Origin of the sequence: Bradyrhizobium sp. SZCCHNR1002, assembly GCF_032381435.1 — a bacterium.
Classification (GTDB): domain Bacteria; phylum Pseudomonadota; class Alphaproteobacteria; order Rhizobiales; family Xanthobacteraceae; genus Bradyrhizobium; species Bradyrhizobium aeschynomenes.
The window spans coordinates 81,476-108,032 of sequence record NZ_JAUHIS010000009.1 but is presented as its reverse complement, the minus strand read 5'-3'; the positions used below and the strand labels follow the sequence as shown (position 1 = coordinate 108,032).

The window sequence follows — 26,557 nt, the reverse complement described above, 5'->3', positions numbered from 1 at the left end:
CTATCGCGCGTTTTGAGGGCAGAGGTCCACGGCCGGGCCGGGCTGTGGTCCTGCTAAAGCTTGGATAACCTTAATGTGTTCCTCGGGCGCTCAGGAGGCGCCGAACCGGCGGCGAAAGTCCGGGTTGGACGTTGGAAGCGCGGCCGGGCGGTCAGGAATGATGGGCGGATGGGCCGAAGCCGCAGTCGCCCGGCCCGATCCAGGCCGGGGCGATGCCAGGGCCGTTACAGGCATCGGATGGAGGGATTCATGACCGAGGACGGGCGCCGATTCGAAATTCCGAAGGACATGCGGGCCATGGCCGAAGCCGGCTTCGACCAGGCGCGCCAGACGTTCGAGAAGTTCCTGGCCGGCGCTGAAGCGACCGCCGGCTCGCTCGAAGAGCGCGGCGCAACCGTGCGTGCGGGCGCGAAGGACATCGGGGCGAGGGTGCTGCAATACGCTGAGAAGAACGTGCAGTCGTCGCTGGACTATGCCCAGTCGCTGGTTCACGCCAAGGATCTCCCCGAGGTGCTCAAGCTGCACAGCCAGTTCGTCCAGGGCCAGATGCGCTCATTGGCCGAGCAGGCCGGCGACATCGGCCAAGCGTTCAGCAAGGCGGCCCTCGACGCCACCAAGCCGAAAGCGTGAGGTTTTGCAGGTGCTGTTGCGTTGTGGCTCCTCACACGCACCGGTGGAGATGGCATTCGGCTCGCCCCCGGGCGCGACAAACAGTTCCTGATAGTGGAATTTCCGTTGCGTTGCACAAATTCGACACGATATAGCTCTACGCGAGGTTGTTACTCACCTCCCAGGGGCGGTTCCTCTGCGTGATCCGAAGTGACTTCCCGATTGCCGGGGCGGTCCAGTCTCAATGTTTCGAAGGATGCATGCCATGACCAATGCCACCGATCCTTTCTCCGCGTCGATCATCCCGTTCGAGGTTCCCGAACAGGTGCGCGCATTCGCCGAAAAAGGCGTGTCGCAGGCCCGCGAGAACTACGCCAAGTTCAAGGACGCCGCAGAGACCCACAATTCGGCCATCGAGGCCTTCTTCGCCAATGCCAGCAAGGGCGCCGGCGCCTACTCCTCCAAGGTGATGGAGTTCACCAAGGCCAACACGACGGCCTCGCTCGACTTCGCCCAGGAGTTGTTCGGCGTGAAGTCGCCGACCGAGGCGATGGAGCTGTGGACCGGCTTCGCCCGCAAGCAGTTCGAGGCCTTCACCGCCCAGGCCAAGGAGCTCGGCGAGCTCGGCCAGAAGGTCGCCACCGAGACGGTCGAGCCGATCAAGGAAAGCGCCACCAAGCTGTTCAAGCCGGCGGCCTAAAGTCCACGGCCTGAGCCCCGCTTGGCGTCCTGAGGCGCCAGCGGATGGCCGCGAATCCCGAGCCTGGCGCGCTACGCGTCCGGGCTCGATCCTATGAGAGCCCGCATTTCGGGCAGGCTCCGAATCCGCTCACAAAGGCGGCAAAAAACGCCGGGGAGGCGGGCGACTTTATCCGTTCTCGGACTTGCCAAATCCCCCCGTTGCACCTAGTTTCCGGCCCGTTCGGGCGCCCCCTCTCGCGGGGCTCTGCCCGTTTCGGATGCAGTTGTAGCTCAGTTGGTTAGAGCGCCTGTCTGTGGAACAGGAGGTCGGTGGTTCGAGCCCACCCAACTGTACCAAATCCCGACATATCCATCGTTTGCATCACCACTAGGTTCGTCCGATCTTGCGACGCAACGAACGTCGGGGGCTGCCGATGAGCTCCGTGGCTGGCGCGGTGCAAATGGGCGCCAAGCGATCTCTGATCCCGAGGATGCATGATGGATTCGAAGTCGGCCGCAGTATTCAAGCAGCATGTCGAGCGGTCCATAGAGCAATTGTCGCTCGCGCTCACGCTTGCCGAAGAAGCCTGTGAAGACCAAGAATTTCTGAGACTGAAGGGGACAGTCGGCGATGTCATTGCTCGGCTGGACGCCATGCTTCAATGTCGTAGGGCGGATTAGTACTACTGCGTCAGAAAAGGGCTTTGCTCCCTCCGTGTCGTTCCGGGGCGCCCGAAGGGCGAGCCCGGAACCCATACCCACAGGCAATAGTGTAAGGCAGGCTGGTTGTGGGCACTTTGTCGCCAAACATCTGTCTGTGGCTATGGATTCCGGGCTCGCCCTTCGGGCGCCCCGGAATGACGACGGATAGCGGGCAGTGTTTCTGACGCAGTAGTACTAGCGCCAGCGTAATCCGCCATCTCGAGCAAGATATTCGCGACGACCGTTGTTCCTGCCAGCGCCCTTGAGCAGCCTCTGCCCCATCCATCTCACGGTCTTGACGATGAAACGGCGGATCACGCCGCGCTGATCCGCCCTACGCGCTGACGCATTTGAGGCCATCGTATTAGGATGCCGATCTTCGCCAAGAGACCGGAGCCAACGTGCCGACGTATTTTCCAATCGATGCGGGCGTGAGCTTTGCGTGCGATGACAGCGATCTTCTCGCCGTGAACTGGCAACGGGATCATCTCTCGGCAGATTTCATCCTTCCGGGCGCGGAGAAGCGCGCGCTCCGCGTTCACTTCAACGACGCCACCATCGTCCGTCTCCTCGACGATTTCCGCTCAGCACCGAGGCGGACACAAAGCCGGAGGGGCTGGCCTCACGCCATTTCGCCTATCGTGTCGAGGGCTCCGTGTTTGCGGAGACGCAATCGGAAGCTTGGAAGTTGAATTTTCATCCTGCCAGCCACTATCGCTTCATCACGGGATGGGGATGCATGGACGTGCTCTCCAAAGCACCGCCTCGCTTTGAAGTCGTTGATCTCGATCTCTGATTAGTATCCGCGTGGGGCCGAAGGCAATCTGCCTGTTTGGGCCGCTTGCTTGTTCGCTAACCTCAAAGACCGGACTCCGCGTCATTTTCCGGTTTTCAGAATAATTCTTGACGCCGCCCCCAAATCAGTGGTCTTATCCGTGCATCCCGTCCCGATGCGAAGGGGCGTACGCGCGGTCGTCACGATACGTGGGGCGGGGATGCGGTGGCCGTGGTGGATCAGGCGCTGTTGCGCGACGACTGATCGATTGCGGACGATGAAGTCGTGTGGTCCTGGCCTCTCGTCGCTGAGGTCAAGTCCGGCAGCGTTGCCTGACGGCGCGCGCGGGCGATGGGGGCAAGAACGCCGATCCCCAGGGAGATCACGTATAAGTCGTAAGCCCATCGCGCAGGGAATGCCGGATGCTCGGCTGAACCTGTGGTGACTGCCGCCTGCTTTTCTTGTTGCAGGCGGGCCATGGGTGAGGCCTTCACCCGGCATTCCCTGCGCCCTCGCGTTGGTCGGGGGCCGTCGACGAAAAACTCGGGCGGATGGCGCCGCGAGGCCGCGAGCGCGTGTCCGTGCTGCCGGTGAAGGTGTGATGTACGCATTGTGATGTACGGATGGTGTCTCGGCCGGTTTGCGTCCCCTGTCGTCACGCATCGGCCGGAGGAGCAGCAGCATCGAGGACGCGCTGGAGATCAATCCATCAGCGGTCCAACCGGGCGTCGCCGGTTCGGCGTCAGGGGCGTGAAGCCGCACGCACGCGGCTTGCGGATTCGTGGGTGTTGCAACTAGTGTCGCTGAACCGGAGGAGGGCACGATGAGGGGCGTCCTGTTGGCACTGGTCGGAGCGGCGCTGCCGGTCCTGACGATGGTTCCAGTTTCCGCGTATGCGTATACCGCCGAGCAGGAGCAGGCGTGCACCGGCGACGCCTTTCGGCTGTGTAGTTCCGACATTCCCAACGTCGACCGCGTCACCGCCTGCATGGTCCGGCGCAAGGCCGAGCTGTCGCCGCCATGCCGCGCCCAGTTCGGACCGCCGCCGCGCCAGGCGGCAGCGCGTGCCGATAGGCCGATGAGCATTCGCCCGCCGGCAACCAAGAAGCCGGTCGATGCGCGCGCGGGCAAGACGAAGAAAACGCGGCCGGATGAAACCTGACGCGCCGATGCGCACCGCGTCGTGCAGCTTCAGCCTGCAATCACATGCGGTGAAGACCGGATGTTGCCGAAGAAAGCGACACCATCGACTGCATTTTCTGCTGACGGTGTGACTCAAAAACCAATGCGTTTCAGCAATCAGGAGTTACGCCTCGTCAATCGCTAAATTTATCTTCCGCGAATCAGTCCGCTGATTCATTTTCGCGACCGGGGTCAATCTGGAGGCCAAGGTATGAACGTTATTGTTTTCGCATCGCGTAAGGGCGGTTCAGGCAAGAGCACCCTGGCCGCCCATCTCGCTGCGCAGATCAAGGCGAGCAAGTCTTGCCTGCTCATCGATGCCGACCCTCAGGGGTCGCTGACGCTTTGGCACAAGCTGCGGGGCACCAACGAGCCGCCGATCAAGACCGCCGTGAACTCGGTGAGCGCGATCGTGTCCGCGGCCCGCCGTGACGGCGTCGAGTGGGTGCTGATCGATACGCCGCCGACGATCTCGGCCGTGGTCGAGGATGCGATCAAGAACGCGACCATGGTGATCATCCCTGCCCGCCCGGGCGTGTTCGACGTCAACGCGGTGCAGGAGACGATCCAGACCTGCCGCGCCGCGCGTAAGCCGTATGCGGTCGTCCTCAACGGCGCTCCGGCGCGCCGCGACGACGCCGAGAGCCCGATCGTGACCATTGCCCGCGAGGCGCTGGCCAAGTTCAAGGCGCCGGTGTGGGGCGGACAGATCACCAACCGCGCCGATCTCTTGATGGCGCTGGGCCAGGGCGAGGGCGTGCGCGAGTATTATGCGGAGGGTCGTGCTGCGGCCGAGATCGCGCGGCTGTGGGCGGCGATCGAGCGTTCGGTGAGGGCGATTCGCGGGACCGTCTCGGCGAATGGGGCCATGCACAAGCAGGCCGCCTGATCGCAATCGTTCCAATGAGGCATCGACGCGCGGTCTTCCGCGCGTTTTTTGCGCCGGATCCGATCGTTGTGATCGCAGCGATCGGGCAGGCCGCGAGGCGGCCACGCCTGAGCGGGACGCAAGGTCAGGCGACCATCAGCAGATAAAATGCAATCGCCGGCGTCAAAGTCAGGATCACCGACCAGATCCCGACCGCCCAGATAATGTCCTCGACGCTAAATCCCTGACGTTCAGGGAATGCATGATCCTGAAAAGCCACGACGCCCCCGCGCTCTTTGGTTTTCAACATTCATAGCGGAACATCTTTAAACAGCAGGTTGCGGACTGCGCGGCTTTTGATCGCCTCTGTTAGTTCGGATTAACTCTGCTGCCTCACGCAGGCGCCGTCATTCCGGGTTCGAGCCTGCGGGCCGCCCCGGAATGACCCTGGTCGCGACGGCTCAGGCGACGCGGCCTTGCGTGGCGGACCGGCGGCGTTCGATCTCCAGATCGAGCCGAGCGGCGAGCTCGTCTCCCACCTCCACCATCGGCAGTCGCATCTCGGCGCTGGCGATCAGGCCGGTCCGCGCCAGCCAGTACTTTGCCGGGGCCGGGCTCGGCTCGGTGAACAGCAGGCGCGTGAGATCCTCCACCTGCGCCCAGCATGCTGCCGCGGCGTCATGGCGGCCGGCCTTCACGTGATCGAGAATGGCCGCAAAATTGGTCGTCTCCAGATGCGCGGAGAGCAGGATGGCGCCGTCGGCGCCGGCCTGCAAGGCGTCGAAGCTCTGGGCGTCCTCCCCGGTCAGAATTTGAAAGCCGGCAGGCCGGCGCGCGATCAGGTCGCGGGTCTGCATCCGGTTGGCGCAGCAATCCTTCAGCCCCGCGATGGCCGGATGCGCAGCGAGCTGGAGCAGCGTCGCATTGTCGAGTCCCACCGCCGAGCGATAGGGAATGTTGTAGAGCACGATCGGATGGGCGGCGCGATCGGCCAAGGCGGTGAAGTGCGCCAGCAGTCCGCGCTGTGACGGGCGCACGTAAGGCGGGCTCGAGATCAGATAGAAGTCGATCGACCACGACGCCGTTCGATCGAGCGCCTCGATCAGATCGGCCGTCGCCACGCCCCCGATGCCGAGGCAGATCGGTAGCGGCCGGCCGATGGCGTCCAGCTCATCGCGGACCACGCTGACGAGACGCGCGCGCTCGTCCCATGACAGCGCCAATCCTTCGCCGGAGGTCGCACCGAGCACGAGGCCATCGATGGGCTTGGCGGCGTAGTGTCGGATCAGATGACGCAACGATCCTTCGTCGAGCGCGCCGTCGCAAAAGGGCGTGATCAGCGGCAGCCAGAGTCCTTGCAGTCGCGTTCTGGGGGCGGTCATGGTCCATCTCCTTGGATGTCGTGAGCCGGAGACGGGACATGAAAAAACCCCGTCCTTGCGGCGGGGCTTGGTGAGGCGGCGGTGAACTCTCGAGAGGTTCTAGCGCGCGCGTCCACGGCTCCCCGGAAGGGGAGCTTTTTTCGACGACAGCTTGGCGTACGAAAATGCGGACATGCGTCCTACATGCGCGGCGCCGCTCAGACTGTCAACGTCGCAACATCAGCGAGGCGGATACAAAGGGAAAAACCGAGCAAAAAAATAGCCGGGCCCAATGAGCCCGGCTGGAGGTATTGGCCAACGCGGCCGACACAATCACCTTCCAAGAGGGATTTCTGAGCGTCCGCGCCACTGGAGGAGGGGGACAATGCGCAACGCCGACGCTCAGCACAGAAACAGTATGGTCTTCGTCGCGGCCCTGCAGCAAGCAGGGGTGCCGCATGTCAGACATGCACAATATCAGGCTGGCCAGCGCTGTGCTTTGCTCACGACAAAGTCACGGAACACCTGAACCCGCGCGACCGTTTTCAATTCCTCGGGATAGACGAAGTAGGTGTCGAGCTGGATCGAGTCGGACTCGCCGAACAGCTGCACGAGGCGACTGTTCTCTTCGACGAGATAGTCGGGCAGCGCGGCGATGCCGAGGCCCTGCTGACAGGCACGTACGAGACCGAGGATGTTGTTGACGCGGAAATAGGCCTCGCGCGGACCGGAGCCGTTGCGGCCGGCATCGACCAGCCAGCTGCGGTTCTGCAGGTGCGGAGCGACCTGGCCGTCGGCGAGCATGATGATGCGATGATCGTCGAGCTCGTCGAGGGTGCGGGGCGTCCCGAAACGCTTCACATATTCCGGCGAGCAATAGGCGTGGAAGCTGATCGCGAACAGCTTGCGCTGGATCAGGTCCGGCTGTGTCGGCTTCCGCGTGCGGATCGCGACGTCAGCCTCGCGCATCGACAGATCCAGCTCTTCGTCGGTGACGATCAGCGAGATCCGGATCTCGGGATACATGGCAGTGAATTCGCCGAGCCGCGGAATCAGCCAGTTGATGCCGACGCCGGGTGTGGTCGTGATCTTGAGGTCGCCGCTGGGACGCTCACGGCTGTCGGTGAGCTTGGCGCGCGCCGCCTGCAACTGCATGAAGACGTCGTGCGCCGTCCGGAACAGCAGGTCGCCCTGCTCGGTGAGGATCAGGCCGCGTGCATGGCGATGGAACAGCGAGACCGCGAGCTCCTGCTCCAGCGCGCTGACTTGGCGCGAGACTGCCGATTGCGACAGCCCGAGCTGCTCCCCGGCATGCGTGAAGCTGCCAGCTTCCGCCGCTGCGTGAAACACCTTCAGCTTGTCCCAATCCATGTCCTTAAATCCATCCCGTGATCGTGGCATCGTCAGTTCATTCCGCAGCGGCGCGTTCGCTCGCGGCATGGGCGAGGAAGCGTTCGGCTTCGAGGGCCGCCATGCAGCCCATGCCGGCGGCGGTGATCGCCTGCCGATAGGTTTCGTCGGCGACGTCGCCGGCGGCGAACACGCCGGGGACCGAGGTCGCGGTCGAGCCAGGCACCACCTCGACATAGCCGGACGGCTTCAGCTTCAACTGACCTGCCACCAGCTCCGTGGCCGGCGCATGGCCGATCGCCACGAACACGCCGTCGGCAGGCAGCTCGGTCAGCGCGCCGGTCTTGACGTTCTTCAGCCGGACATGGGTCACCTTCGACGGCGCGCTGGCGCCGCAGATTTCGTCGAGCGCGCTGTCCCACACGACCTTGATCTTGGGATGCTTGAACAGGCGCTCCTGCAGGATGCGCTCGGCGCGGAAATGATCGCGCCGGTGCACGACCGTGACGGTGGAGGCGAAATTGGTCAGGAACAGCGCCTCCTCGACCGCGGTATTGCCGCCGCCGACCACGATGACCTCCTTGCCGCGATAGAAGAAGCCGTCGCAGGTGGCGCAGGCCGACACGCCGAAGCCCTTGAACGTCTCCTCCGACGGCAACCCCAGCCAGCGCGCCTGGGCGCCGGTGGCGAGGATGACGGTCTCCGCCAGATAGACGTCGCCGGAATCGCAGGTCAGTCGGAACGGGCGCTGTCCCAGCTCGAGCTTGGTCACGAGGTCCGTCTTGATCTGGGCGCCGACATGCGTCGCCTGCTTCTCCATCTGCTCCATCAGCCAGGGGCCCTGGATGACGTCGGCAAAGCCCGGATAGTTCTCGACGTCGGTGGTGATGGTGAGCTGTCCGCCCGGTTGGATGCCCTGAATCAGGATCGGCTCCAGCATCGCTCGTGCCGCGTAGATCGCCGCCGTGTAGCCGGCAGGGCCGGAACCGATGATGACGACTTTGGCATGGATCGGTGCTTGCATGGGGTCGATGACTCGCTGGAAAAGGGAGGATTAACGACGCAGCGAGCGGAATGCGTGGACCAAACGCCCCGAAGCCCCATCGAAAATGTCAAATCCAAGTCTAAGCCATCTGGCAAGCTATGCAAGAATTGCAACGCATCTCGGCGAATTTTCCCTTCACGACCCGGTCAACAGGGGAAATCTAGAGTAATAAAATTGCGCAAATTGACCGGTGTGCGCTAAGAGAGTTGCCATCCGCCCGGGGGCCGTGCCTCCCGCAAGTTCCCGCCAGACCCCGCTCCCCCTGTGTCCAAGAATCTTGACGAGATCGATCTCAAAATCCTGAGCGAGATCCAGGCCGATGGCCGGATCACCAATGTCGAATTGGCCAAGCGGGTCGGCATCTCGCCGCCGCCCTGCCTGCGCCGCGTTCGCACCTTGGAGGAGGAAGGCTACATCACCGGCTATCGCGGCCTGCTCGACCCGCGCAAGCTCGGCTTCGACGTCACCGTGTTTGCCGCGGTCCACCTGTCGAGCCAAGCGGATGCCGACCTGAAGGCGTTCGAGGAGTTCGTCCGCGCCGAGCCGCTGGTGCGGGAATGCTGGATGCTGTCGGGCGAGGTGGACTTCATCCTGAAATGCGTCGCGCCTGACATGGCGACCTTCCAGGAATTCGTCACGCATCTGACGGCGGCGCCGCACGTGCGCAACGTGCGGACGTCGCTGGTGCTGCACAATTCGAAGTACGAGGCGGCGGTGCCGCTCGAGGTCAAGGGACGCGGCTAAGCCCGCTGTCATTCCGGGGCAGCCCCATAAGGGGCTGAACCCGAAATCTCGAGATCGCACACTCAATTCGGGATTCCGGGTTCGATGCTGGCGCATCGCCCGGGAATGACGACGTGAGATTAGGACTTCTTGCGCAGCAGCGCGTCCAGGCTGATCGGCCCGCCGCCGGCTGTCGCCAGATACAGGCACGAGAAGCAGAACGCGATCGCCGCGGTGCCGTTGTTCAGCAGCGGCAGCCAGACCGGCTCGCCGGTCTTGAACATGTGGCCGAGGAAGTAGGCGAAGGCCATCTGGCCCGAGAGGATGAACGCGACGGGCCGCGTGAGCAGACCGACCATCAGCAACGCGCCGAGCACCAGCTCGATCATGCCGGCCGTGTAGATCAGCGGCGGGACGTTCGCGAAATACGGAATCACCGGAAACTTGAAGATCTTGGCCACGCCATACTGAAACAGCAGCAGGCCGGTGATGAAGCGAAACAGGCTGAGCGCAGCCGGTTGCCATTTCGAGAGCATCTGCTCCATGTCTGATCATCCCCCAATGAAAACATCATGATGTAAGCGAACGCCGCGCCGATCCGAGCGGCACTGCTCGCCCATCCTGCACTAGCTCATTACCTAAACCCCGTCACCGCAATGAATCTTCCGGTCCCGAGGAATTGACCGCATGCTGCCGAACGGCCCTCGCCCTCGGGATCGTCCAAAACGAGGAAGGGCCGCGCCTTCGCGCAGCCCTGTTGCTCGGCCTCTGGTAGACAATCTAACGTCAGCGCCTCAGCGCCATTCCACCTTGGCGATCTCGTAGGACTTGGCGCCGCCGGGCGCCATGACCTCTACGGTGGTGCCCATCTTCTTGCCGATCAAGGCGCGCGCCAGCGGCGACGTGATCGAGATCCGGCCCTTCTTGGCATCGGCCTCGACCTCGCCGACGATCTGCCAGACCGTCTTCTTCTCGGTGTCCTCGTCGATCAGGGTCACCGTCGCGCCAAACTTGATCGTATCGCCGGAGAGCTTGGCGACATCGATGATGTCGGCGCGGGCGAGCTTGTCCTCGAGCTCGGCGATGCGGCCCTCATTGTGCGACTGCTCTTCCTTGGCGGCGTGATATTCCGCGTTCTCCGACAGGTCGCCATGCGAGCGCGCCTCGGCGATGTGCTCGATGATGCGCGGGCGGTCCACCGACTGGCGCTGCTTCAGCTCGTTCTCGAGCGCGGCGTAGCCGCCCGCGGTCATAGGAACCTTTTCGACCATCTCTTCTCGTCCTTCAGTCGTGCGGACAAAGCGTGCGCACGATCAGCATCTTCAGAATAGGCCTTCGCGGCTCAAAGCAAAGCCGAAAAGCCGGGCCATGCCGACCCGTCAAAGGCCGGACCAACATCGAACAAGGCGGCGAGTTCCTGCCGAGATGGCTTATTGCCGATTGTTGCCAACCGCTTAGCGGGCTCTCGCCCGCGCGACGCGATTAGTTTTCGGAAAAGTAACTCTGCAAGGTGCGGACCTCAAGGTCTCCCCCGAGATAGGCACGGATACCTTGCGCAGCCGCCACGGCACCCGAAAGAGTGGTGTAATACGGCACTTTATGCAAGAGGGCAGCGCGCCGCAGCGAGCGGCTGTCGGCCAGGGCCTGCGGACCTTCAGTGGTGTTGAAGACCAGCTGGATGTCGCCATTGGTGATGGCGTCCACGATGTGCGGCCTGCCTTCCAGCACCTTGTTGATCTTCTCGGCCGGGACGCCCTGATCGACCAGGAAGCGCTGAGTGCCGGAGGTCGCGACCACCTTGAAGCCGTGCTCGTGCAGCATCCGCACCACCTCGGTGATTCGGGCCTTGTCGCTCTCGCGCACCGAGACGAACACCGTACCCTTGCGCGGCACGCGTGTGCCGCCGCCGAGCTGGCTCTTGGCGAAGGCGACCGCGAAGGAGCGGTCGATGCCCATCACCTCGCCGGTCGAGCGCATCTCCGGGCCGAGCACCGTGTCGACGCCGGGGAAGCGGGCGAACGGGAAGACCGACTCCTTGACACCGACGTGCTTGAGCGCGCGCTTGGTCAGGCCGAAATCAGCGAGCTTTTCGCCCGCCATGATTCGGGCCGCGATCTTGGCGACCGGCGTGCCGACCACCTTGGCGACGAAGGGCACCGTACGCGAGGCGCGCGGATTGACCTCCAGCACGTAGATGGCCCCGTCCTTGATCGCATATTGCACGTTCATCAGGCCGACGACATCGAGCCCGAGCGCGAGCTCGCGGGTCTGCCGCTCCAGCTCGGCAATGGTGGCCTCGTCGAGCGAGTGCGGCGGCAGCGAGCAAGCCGAATCACCCGAGTGGATGCCGGCTTCCTCGATGTGCTCCATGATGCCGACGATGAAGGTGTCCTTGCCGTCGGAAAGACAGTCGACGTCGATCTCGGTGGCATCCGACAGATAGCGGTCGAACAGCAGCGGGTTCTTGCCGAGCACCGTGTTGATCTGGCCGGTCTTGTCGTTCGGATAGCGCGCCTTGACGTCGGCCGGCACCAGCTCGGGCAGGGTACCGAGCAGGTAGTCGCTGAGCTGGTTGTCCTCGCGGATGATCTGCATCGCGCGGCCGCCCAGCACGTAGGACGGACGCACCACCAGCGGCAGGCCGAGATCGGCCGCCACCAGGCGCGCCTGCTCGACCGAATAGGCGATTCCGTTCTTCGGCTGCTTCAGATGCAGCTTGTCGAGGATGCGCTTGAAGCGGTCGCGGTCCTCGGCGAGGTCGATGGCTTCCGGCGAGGTGCCGAGAATCGGCACCTCTGCGGCTTCCAGTGCGCGCGCGAGCTTCAGCGGCGTCTGGCCGCCGAACTGCACGATGACGCCGTGGACGGTGCCGTTCTTGCGCTCGGTGGCGATGATCTCGAGCACGTCCTCCGCGGTGAGCGGCTCGAAATACAGCCGGTCGGCGGTGTCGTAGTCGGTCGACACCGTCTCCGGATTGCAGTTGACCATGATGGTCTCGTAGCCGGCATCGGCCAGCGCGAAACAGGCATGGCAGCAGCAATAGTCGAACTCGATGCCCTGGCCGATCCGGTTCGGGCCGCCGCCGAGAATGATCACTTTCTTCTTGTCGGACGGGGCGCTCTCGTCGCCGAGTGCGCCGGCAAACGGCGTCTCATAGCTCGAATACATGTAGGCGGTGGGCGAGGCGAACTCCGCCGCGCAGGTGTCGATGCGCTTGAACGCCGGACGGACATCGAGCGCGTGCCGTTTGGCGGCGACCTCGGCTTCGGTGCTGTTGGCGAGCACCGCGAGCCGCGCGTCCGAGAAGCCCATCGCCTTCAGCGTGCGCATTCCGCTCGCATTCGGCGGCAGGCCGTGACGGCGGACCTTGTCCTCCATCTCGACGATGCCGCGCATCTGCGCCAGGAACCAGGGATCGATCTTGCAGGAGTTGAAGATGTCCTCGTCCGTCCAGCCGAGCCGCATCGCCTGCGCCACCTGCAGCAGGCGGTTCGGCGTCGGCGTGCCCAGGGCGGCGCGGATTGCGTTCTTGTCGTCGCCGCGGCCGAGACCTTCGATGTCGATCTCGTCCAGGCCGGTGAGACCCGTCTCCAGGCCGCGCAGCGCTTTCTGCAGGCTCTCCTGGAAGGTGCGGCCGATCGCCATGACCTCGCCGACCGACTTCATCGATGTCGTCAAGGTGGTCGAGGCGCCCGGGAATTTCTCGAAGGCGAAGCGCGGGATCTTGGTCACGACGTAGTCGATGGTCGGCTCGAACGAGGCCGGCGTCGCGCCGCCGGTGATGTCGTTGGCGATCTCGTCCAGCGTGTAGCCGACCGCGAGCTTGGCGGCGACCTTGGCGATCGGGAAGCCGGTCGCCTTCGACGCCAGCGCCGAGGAGCGCGACACGCGCGGATTCATCTCGATCACGACCATGCGGCCGTCGGCGGGGTTGACGCCGAACTGCACGTTGGAGCCGCCGGTCTCGACGCCGATCTCGCGCAGCACCGCCAGCGAGGCGTCGCGCATGATCTGATATTCCTTGTCGGTGAGCGTCAGCGCCGGCGCGACGGTGATCGAGTCGCCGGTGTGCACGCCCATCGGATCGAGGTTCTCGATCGAGCAGACGATGATGCAGTTGTCCTTCTTGTCGCGGACGACCTCCATCTCGTACTCCTTCCACCCGAGCACCGACTCTTCGATCAGCACTTCGTTGGTGGGGGAAGCGTCGAGCCCGCGCTCGATGATGTCGAGATATTCTTCCTTGTTGTAGGCGATGCCGCCGCCGGTGCCGCCCATCGTGAAGGACGGGCGAATGATCGCGGGCAGGCCGATCTCGGACAGCGCCATCAGCGCCTGGCCGAGTGCGTGCTCCTGGTACCGCTTGCGGCGCTCGTTCTCGCCGAGCGTCCATTGCCGGTCGAGCTCGTCGCGCTCGGCGCCCGACAGCTTCTCGCGCTCGGCGTAGTACTTGTCGCGGTATTGCTTCTTCAGCGCGGAGGCGTTGGCGAGCCGCGACTTCGGCGTCTGCAGCCCGATCTTCTCCATGGCGTTGCGGAACAGCTGGCGGTCCTCGGCCTTGTCGATCGCGTCAGCCGTGGCGCCGATCATCTCGACGTCGAACTTCTCCAGCGTGCCCTGCCGGCGCAGCGACAGCGCGCAGTTCAGCGCGGTCTGCCCGCCCATGGTCGGCAGCAGCGCGAAGCCGCCGGGGATGACGTGACGTTCCTTCTCGATGATCTTGGCGACGATCTCGGGCGTGATCGGCTCGATATAGGTCGCGTCCGCCAATTCCGGATCGGTCATGATCGTGGCCGGATTTGAATTGACGAGGACGACGCGGTAGCCCTCCTCCTTGAGCGCCTTTACCGCCTGCGTGCCCGAATAGTCGAATTCGCAGGCCTGGCCGATCACGATCGGACCGGCGCCAATGATCAGGATGGTCGAGATGTCAGTGCGTTTCGGCATTCAAGCTCACGGGCAAGAAACGGCAGAGAATTGGGCACAAAAAAAGGGCGCGCGTGCCGCGCGTCCCCCACAGGCCCAGGGAAGGCCAAGGCGCGACCAGTGCTCGCGCGCGAGCGGTCTTTAGACCAGTTTCCTCTGAGCGAAAAGGGTTTTGGGCCGAAATCAACGGCCAAATTGGTGCGGGCAGGGCGCAAGGACGGCCGATCTTGGCTGGCTTGCCGAGCCGAAGCTGCGAAAGCAGCGAAGGCTGGAGGCCCGGCCTGGACTTGAACCAGGTTCAAGAGCGTTGCACCGCTCTTCGCGTCGTAGCTTCCGCCACCGGGCCGGGGGCGATCTTACCTCTCACGGCGGCGTGAGCCAGCCCGTGTTTCAGTTAACCCTAATCCAATTGCCGGATGTTCGGTTCCAGCGGGCGGGAGGTCAGGCGGTTCCCGTCGCCGGACGTGCCACGAAGGTCATCCGCCACGGATTGTGGCCGATGTTCTTGGGCGCGCGGACGGCACTCAGACCGGCCCTCTTCAGCCGCGCCAGGATGTCGGCCTCGCTGTAGCGCTGCAGGCCGACCTTGGTCCGCAGCTGCCGGTAATCGGACAGCGCGGTGGCGACCAGGCCGACCAGCGCATCCTTGAGAAATCCGTCCCGCGCGGCGAACCTCAGCAATGCAAGCACGTCTCGCCCCATCCCGACGTCCGGGCGCAGCACGTCGCCGAGCACGAATTGTCCCGACGGCTTCAGCAGCCGCCGGATCACCGCCAGCGCGGCATCGAAGTCGGCCTCGCTCATGTATTGCGCGACCGAGTTCATGACGATGAGGTCGATCGAGCCTTCCGGCATGTTGCGCAGCTCATCCAGCGAGCGCACGCGGATCTTGGTGTTAGGGGCGAAGCGGGCGATCAGCCGGCCACGCACGCCCGGTGCCGGTTCGGCCAGGATCAGCGTCATGCAGGCGTCCGCGACCTTGGCGGCCGACAAGGCCTCGCCGCAGGAATAATCGAGCACGACGGCATCAGCCGACGGAATATAGCCGACGATGTCGCGCGCGATCCCCTGGAAGTGCAGGTCGCGATGCAGCTTGCTCGCATAGATCGTGTGCGTGGAATCGTAATAATCGATCCAATCGTCCATGGCGGCGGGTTCCGGCAAACACAGTTCCTTGATGGGAACTTGAAGGGTCAGCGAGCGTTAACGGGTCCGATCACCCGTGTCCATTGCTGGTTCTAACAGGAAGGTTAAGCCGTGAGTAAAGCAAAGACAGACAAGACCGCCCCCGAGCTCGATACGCCGACCGATCTGTCGCCCGACGCCGTGAACAAGATTTCGACAGCTTTGAACACGCTGCTTGCCGACGCCTTCGCGCTGTATCTGAAGACCAAGAATTTCCATTGGCACGTCAGCGGCCGGCACTTTCACGACTATCACAAGATGCTCGACGAGCAGTCGGATGCGATCTTCGCCACCACGGACCAACTGGCCGAGCGGGTGCGCAAGCTCGGCGGTACCACGATCAAATCGATCAGCCAGATCAGCAAGCTGCAGACCATCAAGGACAACAACGAGGAGTATGTGCCGCCGCGCGAGATGCTGCGGGAGTTGATGGAGGACAACAAGCACATCGCGGCCTCGATGCGGAAGGCGCATGAGGTGTGCGACGACAATGACGACCCGGCGACCGCGGGATTGCTGGAAAACTTCATCGACGAGACCGAGCGACGCACCTGGTTCTTGTTCGAAGCGAGCCGCCAGGAAGGCAGCAACGCGGCGTGAACTGACCGCAGGATGAGATCTGAGCGACGCGCTGCGACGACGTGGCGCGTCTCTTTTCGGTTTGGCCCACGTGTTCGCCTGGGCGTCGTCGATTGGGTGCGGTGCTAGCCGGCCCCGCTCACTGCGATCACGCTGCGGTAGATCATGTAGGCTGCCACCGCAAAGACCATCGTGGCGAAAACCTTGTTCAAGGTGCCGCGCGTTCCTGACAGGCGAGCTGCAAGCCTCGCGCCGGCAAGGCCGCCGGCGATGCCGGCGACCAGAAAGATCGCCGCCAGGGCCCAGTCGACCAGTCCCGACAACGCGTAATTGGTGGCCGTCGTCAGGCCGAAGGCGGTGACGGAGACGAGCGACGAGCCGATCGCATAGAGGATCGGCATGCCCGTCGCGAACATCAGGGCCGGCACGATCAGGAAGCCACCGCCAATCCCGAAGAAGCCGGACAACGTTCCCGTGCCGAAGCCGAATGCCAGCAGCGGCCACAAATTGTCGCGTGAGAGCTTGACGTCCAGATGGCCGTCGCCGCCGCGTTTGCGCAGCATCAGGAGCCCGATGACGATCATCACCAGGGCGAACAGCAGCAGCAGCTTCTGGCCGTCGACCATTTTGCCCAGGGTCGACCCTGCGAAGGCGCCGACCACACCAGTGGCCGCGAACACCAGCGCGCACGGCCATTTGACGTTGCCGGAACGGGCATGATTGGCGAGGTTGGCGGCCGCGTTGATCGCTACCGCGACCGCGCTGGTGCCGATTGCGACATGCGGATTGGCGACGCCGACCAGATAGACCATCAGCGGCACGGCAAGGACGGATCCGCCGCCCCCGATGAGGCCGAGCGTGAACCCGACCAGCGAGCCGGATAGCGAGCCGAGCGCAAGCTCGGCACCGGAAAAGGTCATGGAAGGAATGCTCCGCCGGAACGTGTCCGGCGCTCGATGGAGGGGGCTGCGGGCCCGGTGGAGGGCCCCGTGCGAAGATCGGTGCGCGTCGTCAAAGCGCGTTGAGCGGTACCTTCAGGAAGCGGCGTCCGCTCTCGTCGGCGCTCGGCAATTGCCCCGCCTTCATGTTCACCTGCAGCGAGGGAATGATCAGCTTGGGCATGTCCAGTGTGCGGTCGCGTGCCTCCCGCGCCGCGACGAACTCATCCTCGGTGATGCCATCGCGCGCATGGATGTTATGCGCGCGCTGTTCGGCGACGGTCGTCTCCCAGCGGATGTCGCGGCCGTTGGGGCCATAATCGTGGCACATGAAGAGCCGTGTCGCAGCGGGCAACTCCAGCACCCGGCGGATCGAGCGATACAGCGTGCGCGCATCGCCGCCGGGGAAATCGGCGCGCGCCGAGCCGCCGTCCGGCATGAACAGGGTGTCGCCGACGAATGCGGCGTCGCCGATCACATGGGTCATGCAGGCCGGCGTGTGTCCCGGCGTATGCATGGCGAACGCGGTCATGCCGCCGATCTGGTAGGTGTCGCCATCCTGGAACAGCCGGTCGAACTGGCTGCCGTCGCGCTGGAATTCAGTGCCCTCGTTGAAGATCTTGCCGAAGGTCTGCTGCACGACCCTGATATTGTCGCCGATGCCGATCTTGCCGCCCAGCTTTGACTGGATGTACGGCGCCGCCGACAGATGATCGGCATGAACATGCGTCTCGATCAGCCATTCCAGATGCCATCCGCGCTCCTTAATCAGGCTGATGATCTTGTCCGCCGAGAGCGGCGCGATGCGGCCGGACGCATAATCGATGTCCATCACGGAATCGATCACGGCGCAGGCGGACGAGTTCGAGTCCTTCACCACATAGCTGACGGTGTTGGTGGCCGGATCGAAGAACGGCGTGATGTCGGGCTTCACCGACAGATCGACCGGATGCGGAATGCTGGACATTTGAACCTCCGTCGAAGACCGTTTCTTGTTCATTCTGAAGCAGCAGTGGAGAGCTGCGGCTGGCGGCTCGCGAGCAGGCGCGCCGCGGCCATCCCGATCAGCATGGCGACCACGAACAGCACGATCGCAGGTGAGCCGTAGCCGAGCGCCACGAAGGCGGGGCCCGGGCAGATGCCGGCGAGGCCCCAGCCGATGCCGAAGATGGCGGGGCCGATCGCGATCCGCCAATCCAGCGTCTGCGAGGGCGGCAGATGGAAGCGATCGTCGAGGACAGGCCGCTGGCGCCTGAAGACGAGCCGGAAGCCGACGAAAGTCACCGCCACGGCGCCCGCCATGACGAAGATGAGACTAGGATCCCAGCCGCCGGAGCGGAGCGCGGCAAGGTCGAGAAAGTCCAGCACCTTCTGAGGATTGGACATTCCCGACAGCAGCAGGCCAAGTCCAAAAACGAGTCCGACGACGAACTGGGTGAGAACGGTCATGTCAACCTCACATCACGTGACGTGCAAGGAACGTGGTCGCGACCGCAGTCACCATGAACACCAGCGTGGCCACCATCGACCGCGGCGACAGGCTGGCCAATCCGCACACCCCGTGGCCGGAGGTACAGCCGTTGCCCAGCACCGCGCCAAAGCCGACCAGCAGCCCGGCCGCCACCAGATCGACCGTGCCGGCCTCGAGATTGAGGGGCGGCAGGCCGCCGGCCACCAGCCGGACGATCAGGGCGGCTGCGATCAGGCCCAGAATGAAGGCAAAGCGGCCGGCGATCGCGCCGTTCCAGGGCGGCAGCAGGCGTGCGGCGATCCCGCTGACGCCGGCGATTCGGCCGGTCAGACCCATCATCATCACGGCGGAAGCGCCAATCAGAGCGCCACCCGTGAGCGCCGCTATGAATGTATACTCGCTGATCATCGTTCTCGGGCTCCCCGGCAGTCTACACATTGCAATTGGATATTATGTGCATTATTGCTTATATGCGAAAATAGAGAAGTAACAATCATGACAACGCGTGTCGCTCGCAAGTCCGGGGTCGCCCTGGTAGCGGGCCTTGAAGAAAAAGCCGAAGAGGCCGCGCGCCTGCTCACGGCCATGGCGAACCCGAAGCGGCTCATGGTGCTGTGCAACCTGATCGAGGGCGAACGGGCGGTCGGGGAACTGGCCGAACAAGTGGGCTTGCGCCAGGCGGCGCTGTCGCAACATCTCGCCATGATGCGCGCGCTCGACCTGGTCGCGACGCGGCGCGAGGGCCAGACGATCTATTACCGGCTGGCGAGCCATGAGGTCCGTGAGATCCTGCAGACGCTGTACCGCCTGTATTGCGCCTGATCGGCGCGCCGGCCGTGCGTCCCAGCCCGCGCACTCTGGTTGGAGGCAGATGGTCGCCGAGAGGCCCGTCATCCGGTCCGCCGGCTCGTCTGGATGTCGTGCCGATTGACAGCGTCATGCCCGCTGAATAGCATTCTTACAATAAGTAAGAATGATGGGGAAGCGGGGTGCGGCTCATCCGCAGTCGGCGTGATACGCGATCTGCAGTCCTTGGTTACCTCTGGTGCTCCGGTGGCTCGTTCCGGCCGGATCTGGCGCAGGGGGTCGCGCTCACCGAAGCCAGCATCTCGCGCATCATCGGCGATCTGAAGGCCGAGGGCGTCATTGAGGAGACGCGGCGCCCGGCGCCCTACCGCGGCGGCCCGAGCCAGTTCGTCACATTGAGCAATCAGATTCGCGTCGCAGCGATCGAGATCTCCAACAACAGTCTGTACTCCGCCGTCGGCACGCTGGCCGGCGAAACGCTGTACTCTCAGCGATACGATCTTCCCGACGGCCTCGGCGCCGCCGATGTCGCGGCGACGATGACCCGGGCCGTCTGCGATCTCGCCGGCTGGGCCAAGCAGCGCGGCATCGCCCTGGAGCAACTCGCCGTCTCGATCCCGGGCTATGATCCCGATCTGCGCACCAGTCCCATCGTTGCAGTGGACGTCGCGCGGCTCGACGACCTCCTGCAGCGCGAGCTTCCGGAGACGCCGGCACGGTTGACCAATTCGATGGTCGCGCGTGCCGTCGGGCATCGGCTGGAGATGGGAACGGGCGTTCTCGGCGGCTCGTATTTCTTCGTGTTCGTCGGCCATGGCGTCGGCGCGGCCATCGTCGACGAACTGGCCGAGAGCGGCGATGTCGAAACCTGCGAAATCGGCCATGTCGTGATCGATCCAGGCGGGGCTCTCTGCCGATGCGGGCACGCCGGCTGTCTCGAAACCTATGTGTCTACCGTCGCGCTGGCGGACATTCTCGTGGTGCAGGAAAGCGAACTGATCAACCGCGGCGACCGTTGGCCTCACGACTACCGCATCTCCGCGCCGGCGCGGGCCGAGATCAGGGCCCGCCTGGGACGGCTGGGCCTCGCGATCGGTAACGCGCTCAATCTCAATCGGCAGCGGAACGTCGTCATCGCCGGATGGCCGGGGTCTCTGCCGGCGGAGGATCGCGCCAACGTCCTGGAATCCATCGGCCAGTCACGCCTGGGCGGCCTGCAAGGCACCGCGCTCACCTTCTCCCCTGCGAGCCTGGGGCGCGAGCCGGTCTCCGGGATGGCGCTGGCCGCCTTCTCCTTCATCCGGCGCAGCGGCGAGCGTCGCGCGCAGGATCGGCACTTGATCTCAAGCTAACACACGTCGGCAGCGCACGTCCGACGATCACGGGAGGGAATGATGATGAAACGACATCGAGCTTTGCTGCGCCAGGTTCTGGCAGGCGCCGTTCTCTGCCTGGCCGCCACGTTGCCGGCGACCTCCGGACGTGCCGATACCGTCCTGAAGGTCAAGCCCTCGGGCGACCTCAAGGTGCTCGACCCGACCATTGCCGCGGATTCGATCGCGCGCAATTTCGGCTACATGATCTACGACACGCTGTTCACCGTCGACGACAAGCTCCAGGTCAAGCCGCAGATGGTCGACAGCTGGACCAACTCCGATGACCGCAAGATCTGGACCTTCAAGCTGCGCGACGGGCTGAAGTTCGGCGACGGTGCGAGCGTGACGTCGGAGGACGTCGTCGCCTCGCTCAAGCGCTGGAGCCAGGCCGATGCGATGGGGCAGATGCTCAATGCCCACGGCGCCTCGTGGGAGGTCGTCGACGCCAGGACGTTCAGCCTGACGCTGAAGGAGCCCTGGGGCTTCGTGCTCGATGCGCTCGCCAAGCCCGGCGCTCCCGTGCCCTTCATCGTCCCGGCCCGGGTCATCGCCGCAACCGCTGCGGGCCAGCCGCTTGCGGACCAGACCGGCTCGGGCCCATTCGTCTTCAAGAAGGATGAGTGGGTGCCCGGCTCGAAGCTCGTCTTCGTCAAGAACCCGCATTACGTGCCGCGCACCGAGCCGGCGGCGGGGCTTTCAGGCGGCAAGGTCGTCAAGTTCGATCGCGTCGAATGGCTGATCATTCCGGACCAGCAGACCGCGCTCGACGCGTTGAAGAAGGGCGAGCTGGATATCGCCGAGGACATTCCGACCGATCTCGTTCCGGTGGCGAAGGCCGGCAAGAACGTGGTCGTGTCCAACCAGGACGAGATCGGCGTGGCGCAGCAGATCCGGCTGAACTCGATCCAGCCGCCATTCGACAATCCCGCCATCCGCCGCGCTGCGCTGCTCGCCGTGAATCCGCAGGACTACATCGAGGCCTGGGGCGGCGGCGACGGCGGGCTCATCAAGGCCTGCAGGTCGTTCTACATCTGCGCCTCGCCCTACTACACGGAGGCCGGCTTCCCCTCGTTCGATCTGGAGAAGGCGAAGACGCTGCTGCGCGAGAGCGGCTATGACGGCACGCCGGTCGTGATCCTCGATGCCTCGGAGAATGCGCAGATCCACCCGGCGAGCCTGGTCGCCGAGCAGCAGCTCAAGGCGGCCGGCTTCAAGGTGGACGTGCAGGCGATGGACTGGGCGACCGTCGTCAGCCGCCGCGCCAAGAAGGAGCCGGTCGGGCAGGGCGGCTGGTCGATCTTCATCTCCGGTCCCGGCGGCCTCGACATGATGCTGCCGATCAGCCATCTCGGCCTGCGCTCGAACTGCGACAAGGCCTGGTTCGGCTGGCCGTGCGATGCCGAGATCGAGAAGCTGCGCGCCGCGTTCGGCGACTCCGCCGACATCGCCGAGCGCAAGGCGCTGGCCGAGCAGATCCAGCAGCGCGCCGTGCAGACCGTGCCGTATATCCCGATCGCGGTGGCCTATCAGTTCCGCGCAGCCCGCTCGGATCTCACCGGCATCCTCAATCCGCCGGCGCCGGTGTACTGGAACGTGTCCCGCAAATGAGACGGTGGGCTAGCCCTTCGGCAGCTCGAACACCAGGCAGGTGGTGGTGGCGTGCGCGAGCAGCCGCCCCTGCGTGTCGACGATGCGCGCTTCGGCCGTGGCGGCGCGGCGGCCGAAGGACAGCGTCTTGCCCTCCGTCCGCACCACGCCCGTCGCTTCGGTCATCGCCTTGACGAAGGAGATCTTGAATTCGAGCGTGGTGTAGCCGCTGCCCTGCGGACAGCGCGTCTGCACGGCAAGCCCCATCGCCGAATCCAGCAGGATCGCGGCATAGCCGCCGTGCACCGAGCCGATCGGATTGTAGTGCCGCAAGCCGGGCACGCTGTGCATCACGACGTGGCCCGGCTCCGCGGTGCAGTCGAACGGTTCGACCGTCTGCATGATCGGCGGCTGCGGCAGCGTCCCCGCAAAGACGCCGCGCACGAAATCGAGCCCGGGCATCGAGGCCAGCACCTTAACCGGTACCACGCTGAACTCAATCCCAGGTACGACCGCTTCGCTCATGTCATGTTCTCCATATAAATGATGACCATCATACAAAGAAGGCAGCCGCAGCGCGAGCGCAAAACGATGCGGCGCCATCACGATGCCAGGGGCGAAAAAAATGCCCGGGAGCGGCCCGGGCATTCGATATCCCTCAGTCAGCGCGGCGTCACGCCGCGCTACGCTTCTTCTCGCGCATGAGCTCGGCGAAGCGCTGGAACAGATAGTGCGAGTCGCGCGGGCCGGGCGAGGCTTCCGGGTGATACTGCACCGAGAATACCGGCTTGCCCTCCAGCGCGATGCCGCAGTTCGAGCCGTCGAACAGCGAGATGTGGGTCTGCGTCGCACCCGACGGCAACGTGTCCTGATCGACCGCGAAACCGTGGTTCATCGAGGTGATCTCGACCTTGCCGGTGGTCTCGTCCTTGACCGGATGGTTGGCGCCGTGATGGCCCTGATGCATCTTCTTGGTCTTGGCGCCGACCGCCAGGCCGAGCATCTGGTGGCCGAGGCAGATGCCGAAGGTCGGCGTGCCCGAGGCGATCACCTGCTGGATGACGGGCACGGCATATTTGCCGGTCGCGGCGGGATCGCCCGGGCCGTTCGACAGGAACACGCCGTCCGGCTTCATCGCCATGATGTCCTCGGCCGAAGTCGTCGCCGGCACCACCGTCACCTTGCAGCCGACGCCCGCGAGCAGCCGCAGGATGTTGCGCTTGATGCCGTAGTCGATGGCGACGACGTTGAACTCCGGCTTCGCCTGCTGGCCAAAGCCCTCGTTCCAGACCCAGGGGGTCTCGTCCCAGGTGAAGCGCTGCGCCGAGGTGACCATCGGCACGAGGTCCATGCCTTCCAGCCCCGGCCACTCCCGCGCTTCCTTCTTCAGGGCGTCGAGATCGAATGTGCCGGTCTTCGAATGCGCGATCACCGCATTCGGCATCCCCTTGGAGCGGATCAGCGCCGTCAAGGCGCGCGTATCGATGCCCGACAGGCCGATGATGCCGCGGGCGCGCAGCCACTGGTCGAGATCGCGGGTGGCGCGGTAGTTCGAGGGATCGGTGATCGCGGTGCGCAGGATCACACCGCGCGCGCCCGGCGTCGCCGCCATGTTCACCGTCTCGATATCCTCGTCGTTGGTGCCGACATTGCCGATATGCGGGAAGGTGAAGGTGATGAGCTGGCCGGCATAGGAGGGATCGGTCAGGATCTCCTCATAGCCGGTCATCGCGGTGTTGAAGCAGACCTCGCCCACGGCGTGGCCTTCGGCGCCGAGGCCGTAGCCTTCCAGCACCGTTCCATCGGCGAGCACGAGGAGCGCGGTCGGTTTATGGTCCGGCCAGGCGGCGTCATTATCGATGTGTGTCATGAGGCCCCTACATAGTGGGGCAAGCGCCCGGCGTCAAAGCGGGAAGCGGCCGATTCACACGCGATTTCGGTCAATTTGCGCGGAGAATGGCCCATTTTCAGCATCGGCGACCGGAACGGATGCGGAACCGAGTTGTTTCGCGGGGACGAACCGCCTAGACCAGCCGCCAACGGAATTGACGAGGGCGAGATCATGCTGCGCGACGACATCAACAATGCGGTCAAGGAGGCGATGAAGGCCAAGGACGAGCGCAAGCTCTCCACCCTTCGCATGGTCAACTCGACCCTGAAGAACGCCGACATCGCCGCGCGCGGCGAGGGCAAGCCGCCGCTGACCGACGCCGATGTGCTCGCGGTGCTGCAGAAGATGATCAAGCAGCGCCAGGAATCGGTCGAGCTGTACGAGAAGGGCGGCCGTGCCGAGCTCGCCGCCGGCGAGCGCGAGGAGATCGCGGTCATCTCGGCCTACCTGCCGAAGCAGATGAGCGAGGACGAGATGAAGTCGGCGATTTCAGCCGCGGTGGTCGAGACCGGCGCGGCCGGCATGAAGGACATGGGCAAGGTGATCGCCGTGCTGAAGGCGAAGTACACGGGACAGATGGATTTCGCCAAGGCGAGCGCCCTGGTGAAGGCGGCGTTGACAGGCTGAGCCTGTTGCCGCCGATTTGAGAACCACGACCGCCACATCGCCATGCCCGGGCTTGTCCCGGGCATCCACGTCTTTAAGACTGCACGAGCAGAAAGACGTGGATGGCCGGGACAAGCCCGGCCATGACGGAGAAAAACAGTGCTCAAGGAAACGTCCGACTACAATCAGCTCTATCGCGACTTCCGCTGGGACATCCCGGCGCAGTTCAACATCGCCGTCGCGACCTGCGATCGCCACGCCGACGGCTCGGATCGTCTGGCGCTGATCGTCGTCGAGGAGGATGGCGACGCGCGGCGCGTGTCGTTCGACGAGCTGCGCGAGGCCTCCTGCCGGTTCGCCAATGTGCTGAAGGCCGATGGCCTCGCGCAGGGCGACCGCGTCGCGGTGTTCCTGTCGCAATCCCTGGAACTCCCGATCGTCCATCTCGCCGCCTTCCGCGCCGGGCTGGTCTCCGTGCCGCTGTTCACGCTGTTCGGCGAGGACGCGCTGCAATTCCGCCTGCAGAACTCCGGCGCCAAGGTCGTGGTCACCGACGCCGTGGGCCTCGCGAAGCTCGCGCGCATTCGGGACCGGCTGCCGGAGTTGAAGACGATCTATGTCACCGATGGCGGCGGCACCGGCGGGCGGCCGTTCTGGCCGACGCTGGAGCGCGCCTCCGACCAATTCCCGACCGTGGCGACGTCGAGCGACGATCCAGCGATCATCATCTACACCTCGGGCACGACCGGAAACCCCAAGGGGGCGCTGCACGCCCATCGCGTGCTGCTCGGGCACTTACCGAATGTCGAGATGGTGCACGGCTTCCTGCCGAAGCCCGGCGACGTGATGTGGACGCCGGCGGACTGGGCCTGGATCGGCGGGCTGTTCGATGCGCTGTTTCCGGCCTGGTATCACGCCGTACCCGTGGTGGGCTATCGCGCCAGGAAATTCGTGCCGCAGGCTGCGATGCAGCTGATGGCGGACTATCAGGTGCGCAACGTGTTCCTGCCGCCCACCGCGCTCAAGCTGATGCGGCAGGCGAACGTCAAGCACGACGGCGTCAAGCTGCGCAGCATCCTCACCGGCGGCGAGTCGCTCGGCGCCGAGCTGCTCGACTGGGTGCGTGCCACCTTCGGCATCGACGCGCACGAGATCTACGGCCAGACCGAATGCAATCTCGTCGTCGGCAACAACGCTAAGCTGTTCCCGATCCGCCCGGGCTCGATGGGCAAGGCGACGCCGGGCTTCGAGGTGCTGATCGTCAACGACAGCGGCGAGGAGCTGCCGCGCGGCGAGAGAGGCATCATCGGCGTGCGTCAGCCCAATCCCTGCACCATGATCGAATATTGGCGCAATCCCGAGGCGACGGCCAAGAAGTTCGCACGTGACGTGCTGCTCACCGGCGATCTCGGCACTCAGGATGAGGATGGCTATTTCTGGTACGCGAGCCGCGAGGACGACGTCATCACCTCCGCCGGCTACCGCATCGGCCCGGCCGAGATCGAGGACACGCTGCTCAAGCATCCCGCGGTGGCGCTCGCGGCCGTGGTCGGTATTCCCGACCCGGTGCGCACCGAAGCCGTGAAGGCATGGATCGTGCTGCGGCCGGGCTTCGTTGCAAATGACACGCTATCGCGAGAGATCCAGGACTTCGTCAAGGTGAAGCTGGCGGCCCATGAATATCCAAGACACGTCGAATTCACCGACAGCCTGCCGATGACGGCGACCGGCAAGGTGTTGCGGCGGGAGTTGCGGGCGCGGGGGTAGGGGGTAACAATCTCCGCTTGAGTCTCGGCCATGACGGTGTGAAGGCAGGCGAGCGCACGGCGATCGTCAGGCGCAATCGCCTTCACGCCCCTGCCTACAAGTTGAAATTGAAATCCCCGGCCTCCCGC

General features: G+C 64.5%; 27 protein-coding genes and 2 tRNA genes. 13 read left to right on the top strand and 16 right to left on the bottom strand.

Annotated elements, in window-relative coordinates; translation table 11 throughout:
- Positions 1 to 249: 249 nt before the first annotated feature.
- The 4 genes from QX108_RS31070 (at position 250) to QX108_RS31055 (ending at position 1,971) form a co-directional block, all read left to right on the top strand.
- Positions 250 to 630, top strand: coding sequence for a phasin (locus tag QX108_RS31070; RefSeq protein WP_315724680.1), 381 nt, complete (start codon positions 250 to 252; stop codon positions 628 to 630).
- A 244-nt stretch (positions 631 to 874) separates the two neighbouring features.
- A complete protein-coding gene (locus tag QX108_RS31065) occupies positions 875 to 1,309 on the top strand; it encodes a phasin (protein WP_172133884.1) in 435 nt (144 codons plus the stop codon).
- A 261-nt stretch (positions 1,310 to 1,570) separates the two neighbouring features.
- A tRNA-His gene (locus tag QX108_RS31060) sits at positions 1,571 to 1,647 on the top strand.
- A 138-nt stretch (positions 1,648 to 1,785) separates the two neighbouring features.
- Positions 1,786 to 1,971 carry a hypothetical protein gene (locus QX108_RS31055; protein ID WP_315799631.1) on the top strand — a complete coding sequence of 62 codons (186 nt, stop codon included), beginning with the start codon at positions 1,786 to 1,788 and terminating at the stop codon, positions 1,969 to 1,971.
- 1,035 nt (positions 1,972 to 3,006) lie between these two features.
- Here the strand turns inward: QX108_RS31055 and QX108_RS31050 are convergent.
- Entirely contained in the window at positions 3,007 to 3,246 is a 240-nt protein-coding gene (locus QX108_RS31050; protein WP_315724686.1) for a hypothetical protein, read from the bottom strand.
- A 344-nt stretch (positions 3,247 to 3,590) separates the two neighbouring features.
- Here QX108_RS31050 and QX108_RS31045 point away from each other — a divergent pair, with 344 nt between their 5' ends.
- On the top strand, positions 3,591 to 3,929 hold the full coding sequence (locus QX108_RS31045; RefSeq protein ID WP_315724688.1) for a hypothetical protein: 339 nt from the start codon (positions 3,591 to 3,593) through the stop codon (positions 3,927 to 3,929).
- Between the two features lie 231 nt (positions 3,930 to 4,160).
- The gene (locus QX108_RS31040; protein WP_172109907.1) at positions 4,161 to 4,838 is read left to right on the top strand and encodes a ParA family protein; all 678 of its coding nucleotides are present in this window, start codon (positions 4,161 to 4,163) and stop codon (positions 4,836 to 4,838) included.
- 124 nt (positions 4,839 to 4,962) lie between these two features.
- On the opposite strand, the gene QX108_RS31035 is transcribed toward QX108_RS31040, so the two are convergent.
- The 4 genes from QX108_RS31035 to trxB all read right to left on the bottom strand — a co-directional run bounded on the left by QX108_RS31035 (position 4,963) and on the right by trxB (position 8,552).
- The gene (locus QX108_RS31035) at positions 4,963 to 5,127 is read right to left on the bottom strand and encodes a hypothetical protein (protein WP_172109837.1); all 165 of its coding nucleotides are present in this window, start codon (positions 5,125 to 5,127) and stop codon (positions 4,963 to 4,965) included.
- A 151-nt stretch (positions 5,128 to 5,278) separates the two neighbouring features.
- The gene (locus QX108_RS31030) at positions 5,279 to 6,199 is read right to left on the bottom strand and encodes a 4-hydroxy-tetrahydrodipicolinate synthase (protein WP_315786189.1); all 921 of its coding nucleotides are present in this window, start codon (positions 6,197 to 6,199) and stop codon (positions 5,279 to 5,281) included.
- Between the two features lie 456 nt (positions 6,200 to 6,655).
- Entirely contained in the window at positions 6,656 to 7,579 is a 924-nt protein-coding gene (locus tag QX108_RS31025; RefSeq protein ID WP_315724695.1) for a LysR family transcriptional regulator, read from the bottom strand.
- Positions 7,580 to 7,586: 7 nt separating this feature from the next.
- Positions 7,587 to 8,552, bottom strand: coding sequence for a thioredoxin-disulfide reductase (gene trxB, locus QX108_RS31020; RefSeq protein WP_315786187.1), 966 nt, complete (start codon positions 8,550 to 8,552; stop codon positions 7,587 to 7,589).
- A gap of 285 nt (positions 8,553 to 8,837) precedes the next feature.
- On the opposite strand from trxB, the gene QX108_RS31015 reads away from it, so the two are divergent.
- Positions 8,838 to 9,317 carry an Lrp/AsnC family transcriptional regulator gene (locus tag QX108_RS31015; RefSeq protein WP_315724700.1) on the top strand — a complete coding sequence of 160 codons (480 nt, stop codon included), beginning with the start codon at positions 8,838 to 8,840 and terminating at the stop codon, positions 9,315 to 9,317.
- 119 nt (positions 9,318 to 9,436) lie between these two features.
- Here the strand turns inward: QX108_RS31015 and QX108_RS31010 are convergent, their stop codons facing one another.
- The 5 genes from QX108_RS31010 to QX108_RS30990 all read right to left on the bottom strand — a co-directional run bounded on the left by QX108_RS31010 (position 9,437) and on the right by QX108_RS30990 (position 15,368).
- The gene (locus QX108_RS31010; RefSeq protein WP_315724701.1) at positions 9,437 to 9,841 is read right to left on the bottom strand and encodes a DoxX family protein; all 405 of its coding nucleotides are present in this window, start codon (positions 9,839 to 9,841) and stop codon (positions 9,437 to 9,439) included.
- 249 nt (positions 9,842 to 10,090) lie between these two features.
- Entirely contained in the window at positions 10,091 to 10,567 is a 477-nt protein-coding gene (gene greA, locus QX108_RS31005; protein WP_172109902.1) for a transcription elongation factor GreA, read from the bottom strand.
- A 211-nt stretch (positions 10,568 to 10,778) separates the two neighbouring features.
- Complete coding sequence (gene carB / locus QX108_RS31000; protein WP_315724704.1) at positions 10,779 to 14,243, bottom strand: carbamoyl-phosphate synthase large subunit; 3,465 nt, start codon at positions 14,241 to 14,243, stop codon at positions 10,779 to 10,781.
- Between the two features lie 248 nt (positions 14,244 to 14,491).
- Positions 14,492 to 14,568 (bottom strand) — tRNA-OTHER (locus tag QX108_RS30995).
- A 95-nt stretch (positions 14,569 to 14,663) separates the two neighbouring features.
- Positions 14,664 to 15,368 carry a class I SAM-dependent methyltransferase gene (locus QX108_RS30990; RefSeq protein ID WP_315786184.1) on the bottom strand — a complete coding sequence of 235 codons (705 nt, stop codon included), beginning with the start codon at positions 15,366 to 15,368 and terminating at the stop codon, positions 14,664 to 14,666.
- 111 nt (positions 15,369 to 15,479) lie between these two features.
- Here QX108_RS30990 and QX108_RS30985 point away from each other — a divergent pair, with 111 nt between their 5' ends.
- The gene (locus QX108_RS30985; protein WP_315786182.1) at positions 15,480 to 16,007 is read left to right on the top strand and encodes a DNA starvation/stationary phase protection protein; all 528 of its coding nucleotides are present in this window, start codon (positions 15,480 to 15,482) and stop codon (positions 16,005 to 16,007) included.
- A gap of 104 nt (positions 16,008 to 16,111) precedes the next feature.
- On the opposite strand, the gene QX108_RS30980 is transcribed toward QX108_RS30985, so the two are convergent.
- The 4 genes from QX108_RS30980 to QX108_RS30965 form a co-directional block, all read right to left on the bottom strand.
- On the bottom strand, positions 16,112 to 16,906 hold the full coding sequence (locus tag QX108_RS30980; protein WP_315786180.1) for a sulfite exporter TauE/SafE family protein: 795 nt from the start codon (positions 16,904 to 16,906) through the stop codon (positions 16,112 to 16,114).
- Positions 16,907 to 16,997: 91 nt separating this feature from the next.
- Positions 16,998 to 17,891: an MBL fold metallo-hydrolase gene (locus QX108_RS30975; protein WP_315786178.1), complete on the bottom strand. Its 894-nt coding sequence runs from the start codon at positions 17,889 to 17,891 to the stop codon at positions 16,998 to 17,000.
- Positions 17,892 to 17,920: 29 nt separating this feature from the next.
- A complete protein-coding gene (locus tag QX108_RS30970) occupies positions 17,921 to 18,373 on the bottom strand; it encodes a DUF6691 family protein (RefSeq protein ID WP_315786177.1) in 453 nt (150 codons plus the stop codon).
- A gap of 7 nt (positions 18,374 to 18,380) precedes the next feature.
- On the bottom strand, positions 18,381 to 18,803 hold the full coding sequence (locus tag QX108_RS30965; RefSeq protein WP_315786176.1) for a YeeE/YedE family protein: 423 nt from the start codon (positions 18,801 to 18,803) through the stop codon (positions 18,381 to 18,383).
- An 87-nt stretch (positions 18,804 to 18,890) separates the two neighbouring features.
- Between QX108_RS30965 and QX108_RS30960 the strand changes: the two genes are divergently transcribed.
- The 3 genes from QX108_RS30960 (at position 18,891) to QX108_RS30950 (ending at position 22,186) form a co-directional block, all read left to right on the top strand.
- Entirely contained in the window at positions 18,891 to 19,217 is a 327-nt protein-coding gene (locus QX108_RS30960) for a metalloregulator ArsR/SmtB family transcription factor (RefSeq protein WP_315724718.1), read from the top strand.
- A gap of 167 nt (positions 19,218 to 19,384) precedes the next feature.
- Complete coding sequence (locus tag QX108_RS30955; protein WP_315724721.1) at positions 19,385 to 20,554, top strand: ROK family transcriptional regulator; 1,170 nt, start codon at positions 19,385 to 19,387, stop codon at positions 20,552 to 20,554.
- A gap of 45 nt (positions 20,555 to 20,599) precedes the next feature.
- The gene (locus QX108_RS30950; protein ID WP_315724723.1) at positions 20,600 to 22,186 is read left to right on the top strand and encodes an ABC transporter substrate-binding protein; all 1,587 of its coding nucleotides are present in this window, start codon (positions 20,600 to 20,602) and stop codon (positions 22,184 to 22,186) included.
- Positions 22,187 to 22,195: 9 nt separating this feature from the next.
- Here QX108_RS30950 and QX108_RS30945 read toward each other — a convergent pair whose 3' ends face one another.
- Positions 22,196 to 22,690, bottom strand: coding sequence for a PaaI family thioesterase (locus QX108_RS30945; protein WP_315786173.1), 495 nt, complete (start codon positions 22,688 to 22,690; stop codon positions 22,196 to 22,198).
- Between the two features lie 148 nt (positions 22,691 to 22,838).
- The gene (gene carA, locus QX108_RS30940) at positions 22,839 to 24,035 is read right to left on the bottom strand and encodes a glutamine-hydrolyzing carbamoyl-phosphate synthase small subunit (RefSeq protein ID WP_315724727.1); all 1,197 of its coding nucleotides are present in this window, start codon (positions 24,033 to 24,035) and stop codon (positions 22,839 to 22,841) included.
- Between the two features lie 192 nt (positions 24,036 to 24,227).
- Here carA and QX108_RS30935 point away from each other — a divergent pair, with 192 nt between their 5' ends.
- A complete protein-coding gene (locus QX108_RS30935) occupies positions 24,228 to 24,683 on the top strand; it encodes a GatB/YqeY domain-containing protein (RefSeq protein ID WP_315786171.1) in 456 nt (151 codons plus the stop codon).
- Positions 24,684 to 24,821: 138 nt separating this feature from the next.
- Positions 24,822 to 26,429 (top strand): acyl-CoA synthetase, encoded by a 1,608-nt coding sequence (locus tag QX108_RS30930; protein WP_315786169.1) that lies wholly within the window; start codon positions 24,822 to 24,824, stop codon positions 26,427 to 26,429.
- Positions 26,430 to 26,557: the final 128 nt, after the last annotated feature.